We start from the raw sequence: 17318 nt of genomic DNA, 5'->3' as shown, positions 1-17318 counted from the left end.
TGTGTTTCACTGGCCGTGGTTGCGAATCTGCACGAATCTTGAATGGCTTGCGCCTTCAGCATTCGACCGGAGATTACGCCCCATGATTTCTGCCGTGCAAGGACATTTCGCCAACCTCGGTATGGCGAAGAAGATGGGTATCGGTTTTACCCTCGTGTTGCTGCTGACCGGGGTAGTGGCGGCAATCGGCGTCTGGTCCTTGCAGGCCGTCAGCCTGCGCTTCGACGGGCTCAAGCAGATGTCGGCGCTCAACAGCAGCCTGCTCAGGGTGCGTCTGCTCGAACAGGATTATGCCCTGCACTCCAACCCCAAGACGGTGGATGCCCTGCATGAGGGCGTCGATGCGCTGGCCACCCAGGCACAGGCGCTCAAGGCGCAGTCGCCGGCCAACGTCGCGGTGATGAATGATGTCGAGCAGGCCCTGGCGGCCTATCGCAAGGCCTTCGACGAGTTCGTCGGGCTGACCCAGGCCAAGGACCTGGCGCTGGAAATGGCCAGTTGGTCGGTGTCCAGCGTGGCCAACAACCTGGATGTGCTGCAGGCCGGCTTGGCCGATGACGGCAGTTACACCCTCAAGCAGTCCCAGGGCCAGGACGGCAATGAATTCCTCGAGCAGGCCGCGCAGGTCAGTCACGTCTCGCAACTGATGCTGCAGGCGATGAACGAGGCGCGGGTACGCCTCGACCAGAGCCGCAAGGGCGATGAGGACAACCAGAACCAGGGCAGGATCGAGCAGGCCGAGCAGGCACTGGCTGGCGTCGAGCAACTCAAGGGCACGGTCAAGGACGCCGGCTACCAGACGGTGCTCAACGAGGTCGGGGGCATATCGCCAGCTTCAATGACAAGCTCACCGAATACACCGACCTGCTGGCGCAGGAAAAGAAGGTCTACCAGCAACTGCATGAGCGCGCGGCCCAGGTGGTCGAGCGGGTCAACCAGGCCTATGTCGCCGAAGACCAGTCGATGCAGGCCGAGCTGAAGAAGAACTCGCTGTTGATCATCGCTTCCTCGGCGTTGGCGCTGCTGGTCGGTCTGGTGGCGGCGCTGGTGATCACCCGCCTGATCGTCGCGCCGTTGCGCAGTGTGATCCGTGTGGCGCAGCAGATCGCCGCGGGTGATCTGAGCGCGACGATCGAGGTGCGGCGCCGTGACGAGATCGGTCAGTTGATGCAGGCGATGCAACAGATGGCTGCCGGACTGAGCAGCATCGTCAGTGGCCTGCAGGCCGGGATCGAACAGTTGGCGAACTCGGCCCATTCCCTGTCGGCAGTCACCGAGCAGACCAACCTGGAAGTCAGTACGCAGAAGGAAGAAACCGAACAGGTGGCGACGGCGATGAACCAGATGACCGCCACCGTCCACGATGTCGCGCGCAATGCCGAAGAGGCGGCACATGCCGCGCAGACCGCCGACGACAAGGTCGACAGTGGCCAGCAGGTGGTGCGCCAGAGCATGCAGCGCATCGAGCAGTTGGCGGACTCGGCCAACTCGACCAGCGCAAGCATCGAAAGCCTCAGTGCGGAAATCCAGAACATTGGCACCGTGCTCGCTGTGATCAAGAGCGTCGCCGAGCAGACCAACCTGCTGGCGCTCAATGCCGCCATCGAAGCGGCCCGTGCCGGTGAGCAGGGCCGCGGGTTTGCCGTGGTGGCGGATGAGGTGCGGGCCCTGGCGCGGCGTACCCAGCAATCCACCGAGGAAATCGAGCGGCTGGTCAGCGCCTTGCGGGCGGCCGCGCAGTCCTCGGTGGAGCAGATCCGCAGCAGTGGCGAGCTTGTGAAGCTGGCGGTCAGCGATGCCTTGCAGACCGAGAGCGCGCTGGGCAGCATCGCCTCGGCGGTGTCGTTGATCCAGCAGATGAACCAGCAGATCGCCGCGGCTGCCGAACAGCAGAGTTCGGTGGCCGAAGAGATCAACCGCAGCGTGACCAGCATTCGCGCCAGTGCCGATCAGTCGGCGGTGGCGATGCAGGGCAACGCGGCGTCCAGCATCGAGCTGGCGCAGTTGGGGATGGAGTTGAAGGGTATGGTCGGGCACTTCCGCACTTAGTAGGACTTGTCTGCAATTTTTGTAGGAGCGGGGCTTGCCCGCGAAGCTTTTAGCGGCCTCAAGGACCCTTTCGCGGGCAAGCCCTGCTCCTACAGGTGCGGTGTCGAAGGCGGACCGGCGTGCCCTTGCTGTCAGGCCTTGCGCCCGTTGAGAATCAGCAAGGTCAGCACGCCGGCGACGATACCCCAGAACGCCGAGCCCACCGAGAACAGGGTGAAACCCGAGGCGGTGACCATGAAGGTGATCAGCGCGGCTTCACGCTCCTTGGGCTCGTTCATGGCGATGCTCAGGCCGTTGATGATCGAGCCGAACAGCGCCAGGGCGGCGATCGACAGCACCAGTTCCTTGGGCAGCGCGGCGAACAGCGCCGCCAGCGTGGCGCCGAAGATGCCGGCGATGCCGTAGAAGATCCCGCACCAGACGGCCGCGGTGTAGCGCTTGCTCTTGTCCTCATGGGCATGCGGGCCGGTGCAGATCGCCGCACTGATGGCCGCCAGGTTGATGCCGTGGGAGCCGAACGGCGCCAGCAGTAGCGAGGCGATACCGGTCACGCTGATCAGCGGCGAGGCCGGGACGTTGTAGCCGTCGGCCCGCAGCACGGCGATGCCGGGCATGTTCTGCGAAGTCATGGCCACCACGAACAGCGGGATGCCGATGCTGATGGTCGCCGCCAGGGAGAACGACGGCGTGGTCCAGACCGGCGTCGCCACCTCCAGCTGGAAGCCGCTGAAGTCCAGCAGGCCCAGCAGCCCGGACAGGGCGGTGCCGACCAGCAGGGCGGCGAGCACCGCGTAGCGCGGCGACAGGCGCTTGGCCAGCAGATAGGTGAAGAACATGCCCAGCACCAGGCCGGTGCGGTGCTGGGCGGCGACGAAGATCTCGCTGCCGATCTTGAACAGGATGCCGGCCAGCAGCGCCGCGGCCAGCGAGGCGGGCAGGCGCCTGACCAGGCGCTCGAAGCTGCCGGTGAGGCCGCAGATAGTGACCAGCACGGCGCAGGTGATATAGGCGCCGATCGCTTCGCCGTAGGTGACGCCGGACAGGCTGGTGATCAGCAGGGCCGCCCCGGGCGTCGACCAGGCAACGGTGACCGGCGTGCGGTAGCGCAGGGACAAGCCGATGCTGCAGAGCGCCATGCCGATCGACAGGGCCCAGATCCACGAGGAGATCTGCCCGGCACTCAGGCCGGCGGCCTGGCCGGCCTGGAACATCAGCACCAGCGAGCTGGTGTAGCCGGTCATCATCGCGATGAAGCCGGCGACCACCGCGGAAGGCGAAGTGTCGGCCAGCGGGCGCAATCGCGCGTGAGTGAGGTCGGTCATGGGGGCTTTCCTTGTACGGATAAAACGGGGCGTTGATGGCACTTGCAGCCTAAACGCAAAGGTAACTGTTTATTGCAGTACAGCCGTGACCGCAAACAGCCGTACAGTCGTGTTGGTGCTTCAGGTTGTGTACAATATGCCATGATTTTACGCGATACTTGTCAGCGATCCATTGTGGCTAATGACAGTCCATTGCCCCGTTTTCGACTCGAGCACCCATGAACGAACAGTTGCAGCCCCTCAAGAAACAACCGCGAGCAGGCAAGGCCGGCCGCAGCGTGACCCAGGACGATATCGTCTACGCGCATATCTTCGAGGCGATCCTCGAACAGCGCCTGGCGCCCGGCACCAAACTGAGCGAAGAGGCGCTGGGGGAGATTTTCGGGGTCAGTCGGACCATCATTCGTCGCGCCCTCTCGCGCCTGGCCCATGAAGGGGTGGTGCTGCTGCGGCCCAACCGCGGCGCGGTGGTGGCCAGCCCGAGCGTCGAGGAAGCCCGCCAGGTGTTCTTCGCCCGGCGCATGGTGGAAAAGGCGATCACCGAACTGGCGGTGCAGCATGCGACGGCCGAGCAGTTGGCCGAGCTGCGGCAGATGGTCCGCGACGAGCGCGAGAGCTTTTCCCGGGGGGATCGCGGGGCGGGGATCCGCTTGTCCGGCGAGTTCCACCTGAAGCTGGCGGAAGCGGCGATGAATGCCCCGCTGATCAGCTTCCAGCGCAGCCTGGTGTCGCAGACTTCGCTGATCATTGCTCAATACGAAAGCGGCAATCGCTCGCACTGTTCCTATGACGAGCACAGCCAACTGATCGATGCCATCGAGGCGCGGGATGCGGCGCAGGCGGTGGAGCTGATGATGCACCACATGGACCATATCGACAGCAAGCTCAATCTCGACGACGACAGTGCATCGGATGATCTGCATGCGGTGTTTTCCCACCTGCTGCAGACCAAGCGGCCGTCGGCAAGGCCCTAGGTCTTAACTGAGGTTCCTGCACAAGGGGCAGGCACATATTCTGCGTGTACTGGAGCAACCTGTGGGAGCCGGATCTCCCACAGCATGGTGTGGCCCACAGGGCCGGGCGTGATATCAGCGCTGGTGCACCAGCCTCCCCGCCGCATAGGTCTGCAGCACCGTGCGGTCATCCCCCAGCGTCATCAGCACGAACAGCTTCTCGGCAATGTCGCGGGCCTGCTGCAGGCGATAGCTCAGCAGCGGCGTGGCGTGGTAGTCGAGCACCAGGAAGTCGGCATCGCTGCCCGGCCGCAGGTCGCCGATCCGTTCTTCCAGGCGCAGTGCCCGCGCGCCGCCGAGGGTCGCCAGGTACAGCGACTTGAACGGACTCAACCGCGCGCCCTGCAACTGCATCACCTTGTAGGCCTCGTTCAGCGTGTGCAGGATCGAGAAGCTGGTACCGGCGCCGACATCGGTACCGATCCCGACGTTGAGCCTGTGCTTCTCGGCCATCGGCAGGTTGAACAGGCCGCTGCCGAGGAAGAAGTTCGACGTCGGGCAGAACGCCACTGCCGAGCCGGTCTCGGCCAGCCGCGCGCACTCGTCGTCGCAAAGGTGCACGCCGTGGGCGAACACTGAGCGCTCGCCCAGCAGTCGGTAATGGTCATACACGTCCAGGTAGCCCTTGCGCTCCGGGAACAGTTCCTTGACCCATTCGATCTCCTGCAGGTTCTCGCTGATGTGGGTCTGCATGTACAGGTCCGGGTACTCGCCGAGCAACTGGCCGGCGAGGGTCAGTTGTTCCGGCGTCGAGGTCGGTGCGAAGCGCGGGGTCACCGCGTAGTGCAGGCGGCCCTTGCCGTGCCAGCGCTCGATCAGCGCCCTGCTTTGCGTGTAGCTCGATTCGGCGCTGTCGGTCAGGTAGTCCGGCGCATTGCGGTCCATCATCACCTTGCCGGCGATCATCCGCAGGTCGAGCTTTTGCGCGGCCTCGAAGAAGGCCTCGACCGATTGCGGATGCACGCTGGCGAACACCAGTGCGGTGGTGGTGCCGTTGCGCAGCAGTTCCTTGATGAAGATATCCGCCACCTCGGCGGCATGGGCCGGGTCGGCGAACTGGCTTTCGCAGGGGAAAGTGTAGGTGTTCAGCCAATCGAGCAGTTGCTCGCCATAGGCGCCGACCATGCCGGTCTGGGGCAGGTGGATGTGGGTGTCGATGAAGCCGGGAGTGATCAGCGCATCGCGGTAGTGGCTGACCTCGACATCGGCCGCCAGGCTCGGCAACAACTCGCTGGCGTGGCCGATGGCGCTGATCCTGCCGTCTTCGACCACTAGCAGGCCATCCTCGAAATACTCGTAGGAGGCTTCGATACCGGCCTCGGCCGGGTCGGCGAGGCTGTGCAGAAGGGCGGCGCGATAGGCTTTGCGGTTTGCAGGCATGGGCTTTCTCAATTCGTGGCTTGGCTGCGGCGCGAGGCCGGCAGCAATTTGGCGATGGGGCCGGCGCTCGCGGTGTGCAGGCCGAAATTCGCGTTGTAGGTGGCGATGATCTCGCCGGCGATGGAGATGGCGATTTCCACCGGCAGCTTGCCCTTGACCTCGGCCAGCCCCATCGGGCAACGCATGCGTTGCAGCGCCGTGGTGTCGAAGCCGCGTTCACGCAGGCGGTGTTCGAACTTCACCCGCTTGGTCTTCGAACCGATCAGGCCGAAGTAGGCGAAGTCGTTGCGCTTGAGCAGGGCGGCGCTGAGTTCGAGGTCGAGCGGGTGGTTGTGGGTCATGATCACGCAGTAGCAGCCGGCGGGCAGATGGTCGATCTCCTCCAGCGGCTCGTCGCTGACGATCTTGCGCACACCCTGGGGAATCAGCGCGGGGAATTCCTGCTCGCGCGAGTCGATCCAGCGCACCCGGCAGGGCAGGCTGGCGAGCAAGGGTACCAGGGCACGGCCGACATGGCCTGCGCCGAACACGGCGATTTGTGCCTGGACCTGGCCCAGCGGTTCGAACAGCAGCACGGTGGCGCCGCCGCAGCACTGGCCGAGGCTGGCGCCCAGGCTGAAGCGCTCCAGGCGGGTGCCCTGCTGGCCGCTGGCGAGCAGGTCGCGGGCGATCTGCGTGGCCTTGTATTCCAGGTGCCCGCCGCCGATGGTGTCGAAGGTGCCGGTGGCGCTGACGACCATCTTCGAACCGGCGTTGCGCGGGGTCGAGCCCTGTTCTTCGATGATGGTCACCAGCACGCAGGGGTGGCCCTGGTTCTGCAGGTCGGCGAGGGCACTGAGCCAATCGTTCATGGAGACACCTCCGGGTTGTCTGTTCGGCCGCTTTCGCGGGCAGGCCCGCTCCCACCCGCGAGCACGCTGCCTGTGGGCGCAGGCTTGCCCGCGAAGTTTTTCATGGAGAAATCAATTCCACTTCGGTGGCCGGTTTCTCCGTCCTGGCCTGGCGCATCTGTTCGCAGCCCCACAGCACCCGCTCGGGTGTCGCCGGCGCGTCGATCTTCGGCTGCAGCCGGTAGTCGGCGATGCTCGCCACCGCGTCCTTGAGTGCGCACCATACGGCAATCCCGAGCATGAACGGCGGCTCGCCGACGGCCTTGGAGTGGAACACCGTGTCTTCCGGGTTCTTGCGGTTCTCCACCAGCTTCACCCGCAGATCGCCTGGCATGTCGGCCACCGCCGGGATCTTGTAGCTGGCCGGGCCGTTGGTCATCAGCTTGCCCTTGGCGTTCCATACCAGTTCCTCCATAGTCAGCCAGCCCATGCCCTGGACGAAGCCGCCCTCGACCTGGCCGATGTCGAGGGCCGGGTTCAGCGAAGCGCCGACGTCATGCAGGATGTCGGTGCGCAGCATCTTGTACTCGCCGGTCAGGGTGTCGACGATCACCTCGGCGCAGGCCGCGCCGTAGGCGTAGTAGTAGAACGGCCGGCCACGGGCCTGGCTGCGGTCGTAGTAGATCTTCGGCGTCTTGTAGAAACCGGTGCTGGACAGCGACACCTGGGCGAAATAGGCCTGCTGGATCAGCGCTTCAAAGGTGAAGATCTGGTCGCGAACCCGCACGTGGCCGTTGCGGAATTCGACATCCTCCTCGCTGACCCTGTACTGCCGCGCGGCAAATTCCACCAGCCGCTGCTTGATGGTCTCGGCGGCATTCTGCGCTGCCTTGCCGTTCAGGTCGGCACCGCTGGAGGCCGCGGTGGGCGAGGTGTTCGGCACCTTGTCGGTGTTGGTGGCGGTGATCTGCACCCGGTCGATTTCCACCTGGAACACCTCGGCCACCACCTGGGCGACCTTGGTGTTCAGACCCTGGCCCATCTCGGTGCCGCCGTGGTTCAGGTGGATGCTGCCGTCGGTATAGACGTGCACCAGCGCGCCGGCCTGGTTGAGGAAGCTGGCGGTGAAGGAGATGCCGAACTTCACCGGGGTCAGCGCCAGGCCCTTTTTCAGGATCGGGCTGTGGGCGTTGTAGCGGCGGATGGTTTCCCGGCGCTCGGCGTACTGGCTGCTGGCTTCCAGCTCGGCGGTCATTTCCTCGAGCATATTGTGCTCGACGGTCTGGTAGTAGTGGGTGACGTTGCGTTCGGTCTTGCCGTAGTAATTGACCTTGCGCACCGCCAGCGGGTCGAGGCCGAGGTGGCGGGCGATGTTGTCCATCACCTCCTCGATGGCGACCATCCCCTGCGGGCCGCCAAAGCCGCGGTAGGCGGTGTTCGAGGCGGTGTGGGTCTTGCAGCGGTGGCCGTTGACGGTCGCATCGCCGAGGTAGTAGGCATTGTCGGCGTGGAACATGGCGCGGTCGACGATCGACGCCGAGAGGTCCGGCGAACAGCCGCAGTTGCCGGCCAGTTCGAGATTGATTCCGTGCAGCCGGCCGCGGCTGTCGAAGCCGACGTCGTACTCGATGTAGAAGGGGTGGCGCTTGCCGGTCATCAGCATGTCCTCGACCCGCGGCAGGCGCATCTTGGTCGGTTGCCCGGTCAGGTGCGCGACCACCGCGCACAGGCACGCCGGGCTGGCCGCCTGGGTCTCCTTGCCGCCGAAGCCGCCGCCCATGCGGCGCATGTCGACCATCACCCTGTTCATCGGTACGTCGAGCACTTCGGCCACCAGCTTCTGCACTTCGGTGGGGTTCTGCGTCGAGCAGTAGACGATCATCCCGCCGTCCTCGGTAGGCATCACCGAGGAAATCTGGGTTTCCAGGTAGAAGTGTTCCTGTCCGCCGATATGCAGGCTGCCCTGGATTCGGTGCTCGGCGCTGGCCAGGGCGCTGGCCGAGTCACCGCGCTTGTGGGTGTGGCTTTCAAGGACGAAATGGCGCTTGCGCAGGGCCTCGACCACGTCCAGCACCGGCTCCAGGTCCTCGTACTCGACGATGGCGGCCATGGCTGCCTGGCGCGCGGTTTCCATGTCCCGCGCGGCGACGGCGAGCACCGGCTGGCCGACGAACTCGACCTTGTCGATCGCCAGCAGCGGGTCGCCGGGCAGCAGCGGGCCGATGTCCTTGAGGCCGGGGATGTCCTCATGGGTGATGGCGATGCGTACGCCGTCGAAGGCGTAGCAGGGCGTGGTGTCGACCCGCAGGATGCGCGCGTGGGCACGGTCGGAGAGCCGCGCATACACATGCAACTGGTTGGGGAATTCCAGGCGGTCGTCGATATACACCGCCTCGCCGGCCACATGCTTGGCGGCGCTCTCGTGCTTGACGCTGCGGCCGACGCCGCTGTTCAGGTCCCGGGCGAACAGTTCGGCGAGTTCGGCCTGGGTTTTTTCCGCGACAGGATGGTTAGACATAAGCGGTCACCCGGGTCTCGATATGCGGCGTTTGCAGTTCGATGAAGTACTTGCGCAGCAGGTTCTGCGCACTGAGCAGGCGGTATTCCTTGCTGGCGCGGAAGTCCGACAGCGGCGTGAAGTCCTCGGCCAGTGCCGTGCAGGCGCGTTCGACGCTGGCCTGGTTCCAGGGTTTACCGACCAGTGCGGCTTCGCAGGCCCGAGCCCGTTTCGGGATCGCCGCCATGCCGCCGAAGGCGATCCGCGCCTCGGCGACCACACCGTTGTCGAGGCGCAGGTTGAACGCGGCGCACACCGCGGAAATATCGTCGTCGAGCCGCTTGGACACCTTGTAGGCGCGCAACTGCCAGGCGGCGCTGGCCCTTGGCACGACGATCTGCTCGATGAATTCGCTGTCCTGGCGGGCGGTCACCCGGTAGTCGATAAAGTAGTCCTCCAGCGCCAGGCTGCGGCGGGTGTTGCCCTTGCGCAGCACCAGTTGCGCGTTCAGGGCGATCAGCAGGGGCGGGGAGTCGCCGATCGGCGAGGCGTTGCCGATGTTGCCGCCGAGGGTGCCCTGGTTGCGGATCTGCAGTGAGGCGAAGCGTTGCAGCAGTTCGCCGAAATCCGGGTACTCGGCCTTGAGCGCGGCGTAGCAATCGGACAGCGGGACGGCCGCGCCGATTTCCAGGCGGTCGTCGAAACGCTCGATACGCTTGAGCTCGGCGACCTGGCTGACGTGGATCATCACCGGCAGCGGCCGATGGAACTGGGTGACCTCCAGGGCCAGGTCGGTGCCACCGGCCAGCAGCCGGGCCTGTGGATAGGATTCATACAGCTCGGCCAGGTCGGCGACCGTCAGGGGCACCAGGCAGCGCTTGTCGCCGCTGTTCAGCTCGCCGGTGTCGTGGGGGGCGATGGCCTTCAGGCGGGCGATGGTCTGTGCCTCCCGGGCATCGAACTGGTCCACCGGCTTGTTGCAACAGGCCTGTTCGGCGGCGGCGAGGATCGGCCGGTAGCCGGTGCAGCGGCAGAGGTTGCCAGCCAGGGCCTCGTGGGCCTTGTGGGTGTCCGGTGCTTCGCTGTTCTTCTGCAGGGCGAACAGCGACATGACGAAGCCCGGCGTGCAGAAGCCGCACTGTGAGCCGTGGCAGTCGACCATGGCCTGTTGCACGCTGTGCAATTGGCCCTGGTGCTTGAGGTCCTCGACGCTGATCAGTTGCTTGCCGTGCAGCGCGGCGACGAAGGTCAGGCACGAGTTGAGGCTGCGATAACGGATGCGGTCGGTGCCTGTCTCGTCGGTGTGCAGCTCGCCGACCACCACGGTGCAGGCACCGCAGTCGCCACTGGCGCAACCCTCCTTGGTGCCGGGGCGGCCCAGATGTTCACGCAGGTAGTTGAGTACCGTCAGATTCGGGTCCAGGCTCTGCTCGCGGCGGAGCTCCTGGTTGAGTAGAAACTGGATCACGGATGGCCTCGCAGACTCGTTATTGTTATTGACCGATGAGCGGAATCTAGTGATATCTGACTTTTCGGTCAATAAATTTCTGACCTAAAGGTCAGGATTTTGTGCGGCAGATATGAAACGTTCGATTCGAATGGGTTTCCGGGTTGTGGGTGGTTCGGCGGTTATGGGCCGGGCTTGAGAGCCCGTTCACGGCGCAGCAGCGTTCCGACGGTCGGGACGCTGCTGCGCCGGTTCCTACGGGGAAGTCTAGATGCGTATTGCGTGCCAGGTCGGCCTTCATGCCAACCGGTCGGCTGCGATCAACAGGTAATGGAAGCTGCCTTCTTCATAGGCTTCGATGAAGGCGTCCTCCACGCCGGTGGCCAGCGCGGAGGCCCGGCGCAGTTTCCAGTAGGGCAGGGTGCGTGTCGTCAGGTCAGTCATCTCGATCACCTGCAAGCCATACGCCTTCAATTCGTGCAGGTATTCGTCCCGGGAGTGCACGTTGCAGCCATAACGCGCATTGATCAGGCTCACCGCCGCCGGCGGCATGCCGAAGCGGTCGTTCCAGGCGCCGGTGATCGTCACGTAGCGCCCACCCGGGCGGAGGATGCGCCGGTACTCCGTGAACAGGGGCGCCAACTCGACATACATGGTCGACTCGTTGTTCCAGACCGCTCGGAAGCGGGCCGTCCCGAAGCCGGTGTCGAGCATGTTGCGCAGGTGGAACTGTACCCGGTCCGCCACGCCACGATCGGTGGCGCAGCGGTTGGCGAAATCCACCTGCTTCTGCGAAATGGAGATGCCGTCGACCCGGCAACCGAAGCGCTGGTGGGCCATCAGGCTGGTACCGCCCCGGCCCGAGCCCGAGTCGAGCAGGTGGTCCCCGGGTTGGATGTCACCCAGGTGGTCGAGGAGCAAATCGGCTTGCGCGGTCTCCAGTCGGTGCAGTTCGGCGATGACGCGTTGCGGATAGTCCTCGGCGGTATCGGCACCGATGGCCGTCGTGTCGACGTCGCCGATCCCGTAGTGGTGATGGTAGAGCCCGTCGATGTCACCCAGCAGGAGGTTGACGGGGTTCTGTTCCCGGTTCCAGTAGTCGGCGATCGACTGCTGGTAGGGCGTCTTGATGGCGTGGTCTCTGGTCATCTGTCTATTCCTTGCGGTTTCACGGTTGGTGATAACGCGGGCACCAGTCGTGCCACGCGAGTGAACCTCCCATCCACGCTCGGACTTCCTGCAGATAACGTTGCAGCTCTACCGACGGCTCGTTTGCGAGCCCCCGGCAGGCGACCTCGAAATCGCGGGTGAGATTGTTGTGCAAGGCCACCGCCATGGCGACGGCCTCGCTGGGTGAACAGCGGTGCTCGGCGGCCATCACCAGCACCAGGTTACCCATGGGGACGCCATCCGCGGCTTCCTTGCGGGCCGAATACAGGTCGTTGACGATCACCGCCGCCAGGCCGGCCTGAAACAGGGCCTGGCGGACTCGCGGGTCGTAGAAGACATTCGGCGGCAGCTCATAGCCGCCGGCGATATCGATGAGGATCAGCGATGTGTAGAAGCTGTCGAACTGCCGGGTGGCCAGGTATTCCCGGGTCGATGGGCATACGCCCCGGCGCTTCCATTCGCCATAGACCGTCCAGCTCATGAACATGCCGAACGCGGTGTGGCAAACCCGTCCCACCTGGGTGGGCGAGGCCAGTTGGTGCAGGTGGTCGGTGGCCGACCTGAGGGCCATGAGCACGGGGTCACTCGTCCATTGCGCTTCGAGTTGGCGCGTGTAGTGCGCCACTGGTGCCAGCGGGCTCATGGCTGCCATCGCCCGTGACAGGCGTTCGGACAGGTGTTCGGGCTGTGCGCCCAGGCTGCTGTCGTCGGTATAGTAGTCGTCGGCCATCCACCAGGCGGCGTTCAACTGGGCGCACAACAGCAGGCGGTCGAGGTCGTCGCCACCGGCGTAACTGGAAGCGACGAAGCGTCCGAGGCTCATCCGGCGCACGGCGGTCACGGTGCCGTCGGCGAAGCCGGCCTGCTGCAACCAGGCAACCAGGCGCTGGTCGAGCGCGCCGGCCAGCACTTCGTCGTCGCGCTGGCGGGCAGGGCAGTAAAGCGGCGGTGCCGTACCGTCGCCCCATTGCTGCTCCAGGTAGCCCCGGGGCGGTGCTTGCTTGACTCCTGGCATGGGCCGGTGCCTCCCTTGCAAAAGCCGAGAACGGACTTTCCAACGGGCACTGAGGGACGAATGGCTTGACGACTGCGACGGACCGGACGGACTGTGGTCCACAGGGCGGGAGACGGATCGTTCATCGAACGGCGGATGCAGGATCCTCCAGCACCAGACTCTACCTGAGAAGCTTGCGGGCATCCTCTCGGCGCAACGTTCGATCGACCACCTTACCAATCGACACCGCGCGGCGGTGTATGGAGAAGTGTTTCATAGCACCCGGAAAATGCAGCTGTCAATGACGGTGTGCCGTTCTCCGGCAAACCGCCAAATCCGACCATTTGGCTCTGCGCCATCATGTGGCAATTGCGCTACACTGCGCCGCTTGCACTGACCAAAGATTTTTGAAGGAAAACCATGACGTTCAAGGCGCCGGACAGCCTCGCCGAGCAGATTGCTCAACACCTCGCCGAGCGCATCATTCGCGGCGAACTCAAACCCGGAGAGCGCATCCAGGAACAGAAGGTCACGCTGGCCCTCAATGTCAGCCGCGGCTCCGTGCGCGAAGCGCTGCTGATTCTCGAGCGCCGCCACCTGATCGCGATCCTGCCGCGACGGGGTGCGCACGTGACCGAGCTGACCGCCCACAAGGTGCAGAGCCTGTGCACCCTGATGAGCGAACTGTACATCCTGCTCGGCAATGCCGTGGCCCAGCGTTGGCAGGAGCAGGCCGACCTCGCGCCGTTCCTGCAGTTGCAGCAGCGCCTGACCGACAGCTACGAGCGCCAGGACATCCGCACCTTCGTCGAAGACAGCTTCAACGTGATGCGCGCCGCGTACCCGTTCGCCGACAACCCGTACCTGCAGGAAACCGTCGAGAACCTGCAGCCGGCCATGAGCCGCGCCTATTACCTGGCGCTGGAGCGGCGCAAGGCGGAGATGAGCGAGTACCTGGAACTGTTCGCCCGGCTGCTGGCGGCGGTGCTGGCGCGCGACCTGCCGCTGATCCGCTCGGTGCTGGCCAGCTACGCCCAGCGCAGCTGTGACATCGTGCTGTCTGCCCTGGCGGTCGACTAAACGTGCGGCTCAAGTGCATCAAGTTGGCGGGGTTCAAATCCTTCGTCGACCCGACCACGGTGACCTTCCCCAGTAACATGGCGGCAGTGGTCGGCCCCAACGGCTGCGGCAAGTCGAACATCATCGACGCCGTCCGCTGGGTGATGGGCGAGAGCTCGGCGAAGAACCTGCGCGGCGAGTCGATGACCGACGTCATCTTCAACGGCTCCACCAGCCGCAAGCCGGTGAGCCAGGCGAGTATCGAGCTGGTGTTCGACAACTCCGACGGCACGCTGGTCGGCGAGTACGCGGCCTACGCGGAAATCTCCATCCGCCGCAAGGTCACCCGCGACAGCCAGAACAGCTATTTCCTCAACGGCACCAAGTGTCGGCGCAAGGACATCACCGACATCTTCCTCGGCACCGGCCTCGGGCCGCGCAGCTACTCGATCATCGAGCAGGGGATGATCTCCAAGCTGATCGAGGCCAAGCCGGAAGACCTGCGCAACTTCATCGAGGAAGCCGCGGGCATCTCCAAGTACAAGGAGCGTCGGCGCGAAACGGAAAACCGTATCCGCCGCACCCACGAAAACCTGGCGCGCCTGACCGACCTGCGGGAAGAACTCGAGCGCCAGCTCGAACGTCTGCACCGCCAGGCCCAGGCCGCCGAAAAGTACCAGGAATACAAGGCCGAGGAGCGCCAGCTCAAGGCACAACTGTCGGCCTTGCGCTGGCAGGCGTTGAACGACCAGGTCGGCCAGCGTGAGTCGATCATCGGCAACCAGGAAATCAGCTTCGAAGCCCTGGTGGCCGAACAGCGCAACGCCGATGCCAGCATCGAGCGCCTGCGTGACGGTCACCATGAACTGTCGGAGCGCTTCAACCAGGTGCAGGGACGCTTCTATTCGGTCGGTGGCGATATCGCCCGGGTCGAGCAGAGCATCCAGCACGGCCAGCAGCGCTTGCGCCAGTTGCAGGACGACCTGCGCGAGGCCGAGCGTTCGCGGCTGGAAACCGAGTCGCACCTGGGGCATGACCGCACCCTGCTGGCGACCCTCGGCGAAGAGCTGGCGATGCTCGAACCCGAGCAGGAACTGACCAGCGCCGCCGCCGAAGAGGCCGCCGCCGCGCTGGAAGAGTCCGAGACCACCATGCACGCCTGGCAGGAACAGTGGGACGGTTTCAACCTGCGTTCGGCCGAGCCGCGGCGCCAGGCGGAAGTCCAGCAGTCGCGCATCCAGCAACTGGAAGCGAGCATGGAGCGCCTGGGCGAGCGACAGCGACGTCTGGTCGAGGAACGCGCGTTGCTCGCGGCAGACCCGGAAGACGAGGCGATCCTCGAACTCACCGAGCAGTTGGCCGAGAGCGAACAGACCCTGGAAGACCTGCAGGCCAGCGAGGAGGGCCAGGTCGAGCGCCTGGAGCAACTGCGCCAGGACCTGCACAACGCCACCCAGGAACAGCAACAGGCCCAGGGCGACCTGCAACGGCTGGTTGGCCGTCTTGCGTCGCTGGAGGCCTTGCAGCAGGCGGCACTCGATCCCGGTACCGGCACCGCCGAATGGCTGCGTGAACAGCATCTGGCCGAGCGCCCGCGCCTGGCGCAGGGGCTGAAGGTGCAGCCGGGTTGGGAACTGGCGGTGGAAACCGTGCTCGGTGCCGACCTGCAGGCGGTGCTGGTGGACAACTTCGCCGGGCTCGACCTCGGCGCTTTCCAGCAGGGCGACCTGCGTCTGCTCAGCCCGGCGGCGGACGGGATCCGCATTGCCGGCAGCCTGCTGGAAAAGGTCGAGGCCGATATCGACCTGTCACCCTGGCTGGGCCAGGTCAAGCCGGTCGACAGCCTGGAACAGGCCCTGGCCTTGCGTGGGCAACTGGCGGTCGGCGAGAGCCTGATCAGCCGCGACGGTTACTGGGTTGGCCGGCATTTCCTGCGGGTGCGCCGCGCCAGCGAAGCGGAAAGCGGCGTGCTCGCCCGAGGGCAGGAAATCGAGCAATTGCAGCTCGATCGCGAAGGCCTGGAGGAAACCCTGGCGACCCTCGAAACCCGGCTGCAAACCCTGCGCGCTACCCAGCGTCAGCAGGAAACCGGCCGAGAGCACCTGCGCCGGCTGCTGCAGGACGAAGCCCGCCAGCAGGGCGAACTGAAAGCCAAACTGTCCGCCGCCAGGGCCAAGGTCGAGCAGTTGCAACTGCGCCGTACCCGGCTCGATGAGGAAGTGGAAGAGCTGGCCGCGCAGCGCGCCCAGGAACACGAAGAAACCGGCGAGGCCCGCCTGCAGTTGCAGGAAGCCCTCGATGCGATGGCGGTGGATGCCGAGCAGCGTGAGCTGCTGCTGGCCGAGCGTGACAGCCTGCGCGAACGCCTCGACCGGGTGCGCCAGGAAGCCCGCCAGCACAAGGATCACGCGCACCAGTTGGCGGTACGCCTGGGGTCGCTGAAGGCCCAGCACGACTCCACCCGCCAGGCCCTCGAACGCCTGGAGTTGCAATCCGAGCGCCTGACGGAAAAACGCGAGCAGTTGAGCCTGAACCTGGAGGAGGGCGAAGCCCCGCTCGAGGAACTGCGCCTCAAGCTCGAGGAGCTGCTCGACCGGCGCATGAGCGTCGATGTCGAACTCAAGACCGCACAACTCGCCCTGGAAGATGCCGACCGCGAACTGCGCGACGCCGAGAAGCGCCGCAGCCAGGCCGAGCAGCAGGCCCAGCTGATTCGCGGCCAGCTCGAACAGCAACGGATGGAGTGGCAGGCCCTCACGGTACGCCGCAAGGCCCTGCAGGACCAGTTGCTGGAAGACGGCTACGACCTGCACGGGGTGCTCGCCACCCTGGTCGCCGGGGCCAGCGAGAAGGACGCCGAGGAAGAGCTCGAACGCATTGCCGGGCGTATCCAGCGCCTGGGGGCGATCAACCTCGCGGCCATCGATGAATATCGGCAACAATCCGAGCGTAAACGTTATCTGGATGCGCAGGACGCCGACCTGGTCGAAGCCCTGGAGACCCTGGAAAACGTCATCCGCAAGATCGACAGGGAAACCCGCAATCGCTTCAAGGACACCTTCGACCAGATCAACGGTGGCCTGCAAGCTTTGTTTCCAAAAGTGTTCGGCGGTGGCAGCGCCTATCTGGACCTGACTGGCGACGATCTGCTCGATACCGGCGTGACCATCATGGCGCGGCCGCCGGGGAAAAAGAACAGCACCATTCACCTGTTGTCCGGTGGCGAGAAGGCCCTGACCGCCCTGGCCCTGGTGTTCTCCATCTTCAAGTTGAACCCGGCACCGTTCTGTATGCTCGACGAAGTTGACGCACCGCTGGATGACGCTAACGTTGGACGTTATGCCCGGTTGGTCAAGGAAATGTCCGAGTCGGTGCAATTCATCTATATCACCCACAACAAGATCGCCATGGAAATGGCCGATCAATTGATGGGGGTCACGATGCACGAGCCCGGCTGTTCGCGGCTGGTGGCGGTGGATGTCGAGGAGGCCATGGCAATGGTCGACGCTTGAGGCGGCCGGCGAGGGCAACGGATTCAAGGCGCAAGGTGCTTTCCT

At 64.9% G+C, this 17318-nt stretch carries 10 protein-coding genes and 1 pseudogene; 4 read left to right on the top strand and 7 right to left on the bottom strand.

Going from position 1 to position 17318, the window contains the following annotated elements:
- Positions 1-82 precede the first annotated feature (82 nt).
- Positions 83-2049: pseudogene (locus tag ACM62G_RS02710) on the top strand (HAMP domain-containing methyl-accepting chemotaxis protein).
- 131 nt (positions 2050-2180) lie between these two features.
- On the opposite strand, the gene ACM62G_RS02705 reads toward ACM62G_RS02710, so the two are convergent.
- Positions 2181-3371 (bottom strand): benzoate/H(+) symporter BenE family transporter, encoded by a 1191-nt coding sequence (locus ACM62G_RS02705; protein WP_273824128.1) that lies wholly within the window; start codon positions 3369-3371, stop codon positions 2181-2183.
- 218 nt (positions 3372-3589) lie between these two features.
- Here ACM62G_RS02705 and ACM62G_RS02700 point away from each other — a divergent pair, with 218 nt between their 5' ends.
- Complete coding sequence (locus tag ACM62G_RS02700; protein ID WP_054056870.1) at positions 3590-4345, top strand: GntR family transcriptional regulator; 756 nt, start codon at positions 3590-3592, stop codon at positions 4343-4345.
- 114 nt (positions 4346-4459) lie between these two features.
- Here ACM62G_RS02700 and guaD read toward each other — a convergent pair whose 3' ends face one another.
- The 6 genes from guaD to ACM62G_RS02670 all read right to left on the bottom strand — a co-directional run bounded on the left by guaD (position 4460) and on the right by ACM62G_RS02670 (position 12723).
- On the bottom strand, positions 4460-5764 hold the full coding sequence (guaD, locus tag ACM62G_RS02695; protein WP_273824127.1) for a guanine deaminase: 1305 nt from the start codon (positions 5762-5764) through the stop codon (positions 4460-4462).
- An 8-nt stretch (positions 5765-5772) separates the two neighbouring features.
- The gene (gene xdhC, locus ACM62G_RS02690) at positions 5773-6615 is read right to left on the bottom strand and encodes a xanthine dehydrogenase accessory protein XdhC (protein WP_054056868.1); all 843 of its coding nucleotides are present in this window, start codon (positions 6613-6615) and stop codon (positions 5773-5775) included.
- Positions 6616-6715: 100 nt separating this feature from the next.
- A complete protein-coding gene (gene xdhB, locus ACM62G_RS02685) occupies positions 6716-9112 on the bottom strand; it encodes a xanthine dehydrogenase molybdopterin binding subunit (protein ID WP_419736648.1) in 2397 nt (798 codons plus the stop codon).
- A complete protein-coding gene (gene xdhA / locus ACM62G_RS02680) occupies positions 9105-10559 on the bottom strand; it encodes a xanthine dehydrogenase small subunit (protein ID WP_419736647.1) in 1455 nt (484 codons plus the stop codon). Before xdhA ends, xdhB begins: the two co-directional genes overlap by 8 nt.
- Positions 10560-10835: 276 nt before the next feature.
- Complete coding sequence (locus ACM62G_RS02675; protein ID WP_419736646.1) at positions 10836-11687, bottom strand: geranyl diphosphate 2-C-methyltransferase; 852 nt, start codon at positions 11685-11687, stop codon at positions 10836-10838.
- Between the two features lie 19 nt (positions 11688-11706).
- Positions 11707-12723, bottom strand: coding sequence for a terpene synthase family protein (locus ACM62G_RS02670; protein ID WP_419736645.1), 1017 nt, complete (start codon positions 12721-12723; stop codon positions 11707-11709).
- Between the two features lie 399 nt (positions 12724-13122).
- Between ACM62G_RS02670 and ACM62G_RS02665 the strand changes: the two genes are divergently transcribed.
- Positions 13123-13782: a GntR family transcriptional regulator gene (locus ACM62G_RS02665; RefSeq protein WP_054056864.1), complete on the top strand. Its 660-nt coding sequence runs from the start codon at positions 13123-13125 to the stop codon at positions 13780-13782.
- A gap of 2 nt (positions 13783-13784) precedes the next feature.
- Positions 13785-17273 (top strand): chromosome segregation protein SMC, encoded by a 3489-nt coding sequence (smc, locus tag ACM62G_RS02660; RefSeq protein ID WP_419736644.1) that lies wholly within the window; start codon positions 13785-13787, stop codon positions 17271-17273.
- Positions 17274-17318: the final 45 nt, after the last annotated feature.

Origin of the sequence: Pseudomonas sp. COR18, assembly GCF_048568395.1 — a bacterium.
GTDB classification, from domain to species: domain Bacteria; phylum Pseudomonadota; class Gammaproteobacteria; order Pseudomonadales; family Pseudomonadaceae; genus Aquipseudomonas; species Aquipseudomonas fuscovaginae_B.
The sequence above is the reverse complement of the archived record's forward strand: the minus strand, read 5'-3'. Positions and strand labels throughout refer to the sequence as shown.

Bases quoted from the DNA above. Each gene is read 5' to 3' on its own strand.
- ACM62G_RS02705 (WP_273824128.1), bottom strand. From the start codon at position 3,371: ATGACCGACCTCACTCACGCGCGATTGCGCCCGCTGGCCGACACTTCG.
- ACM62G_RS02700 (WP_054056870.1), top strand. From the start codon at position 3,590: ATGAACGAACAGTTGCAGCCCCTCAAGAAACAACCGCGAGCAGGCAAG.
- guaD (WP_273824127.1), bottom strand. From the start codon at position 5,764: ATGCCTGCAAACCGCAAAGCCTATCGCGCCGCCCTTCTGCACAGCCTC.
- xdhC (WP_054056868.1), bottom strand. From the start codon at position 6,615: ATGAACGATTGGCTCAGTGCCCTCGCCGACCTGCAGAACCAGGGCCAC.
- xdhB (WP_419736648.1), bottom strand. From the start codon at position 9,112: ATGTCTAACCATCCTGTCGCGGAAAAAACCCAGGCCGAACTCGCCGAA.
- ACM62G_RS02675 (WP_419736646.1), bottom strand. From the start codon at position 11,687: ATGACCAGAGACCACGCCATCAAGACGCCCTACCAGCAGTCGATCGCC.
- ACM62G_RS02670 (WP_419736645.1), bottom strand. From the start codon at position 12,723: ATGCCAGGAGTCAAGCAAGCACCGCCCCGGGGCTACCTGGAGCAGCAA.
- ACM62G_RS02665 (WP_054056864.1), top strand. From the start codon at position 13,123: ATGACGTTCAAGGCGCCGGACAGCCTCGCCGAGCAGATTGCTCAACAC.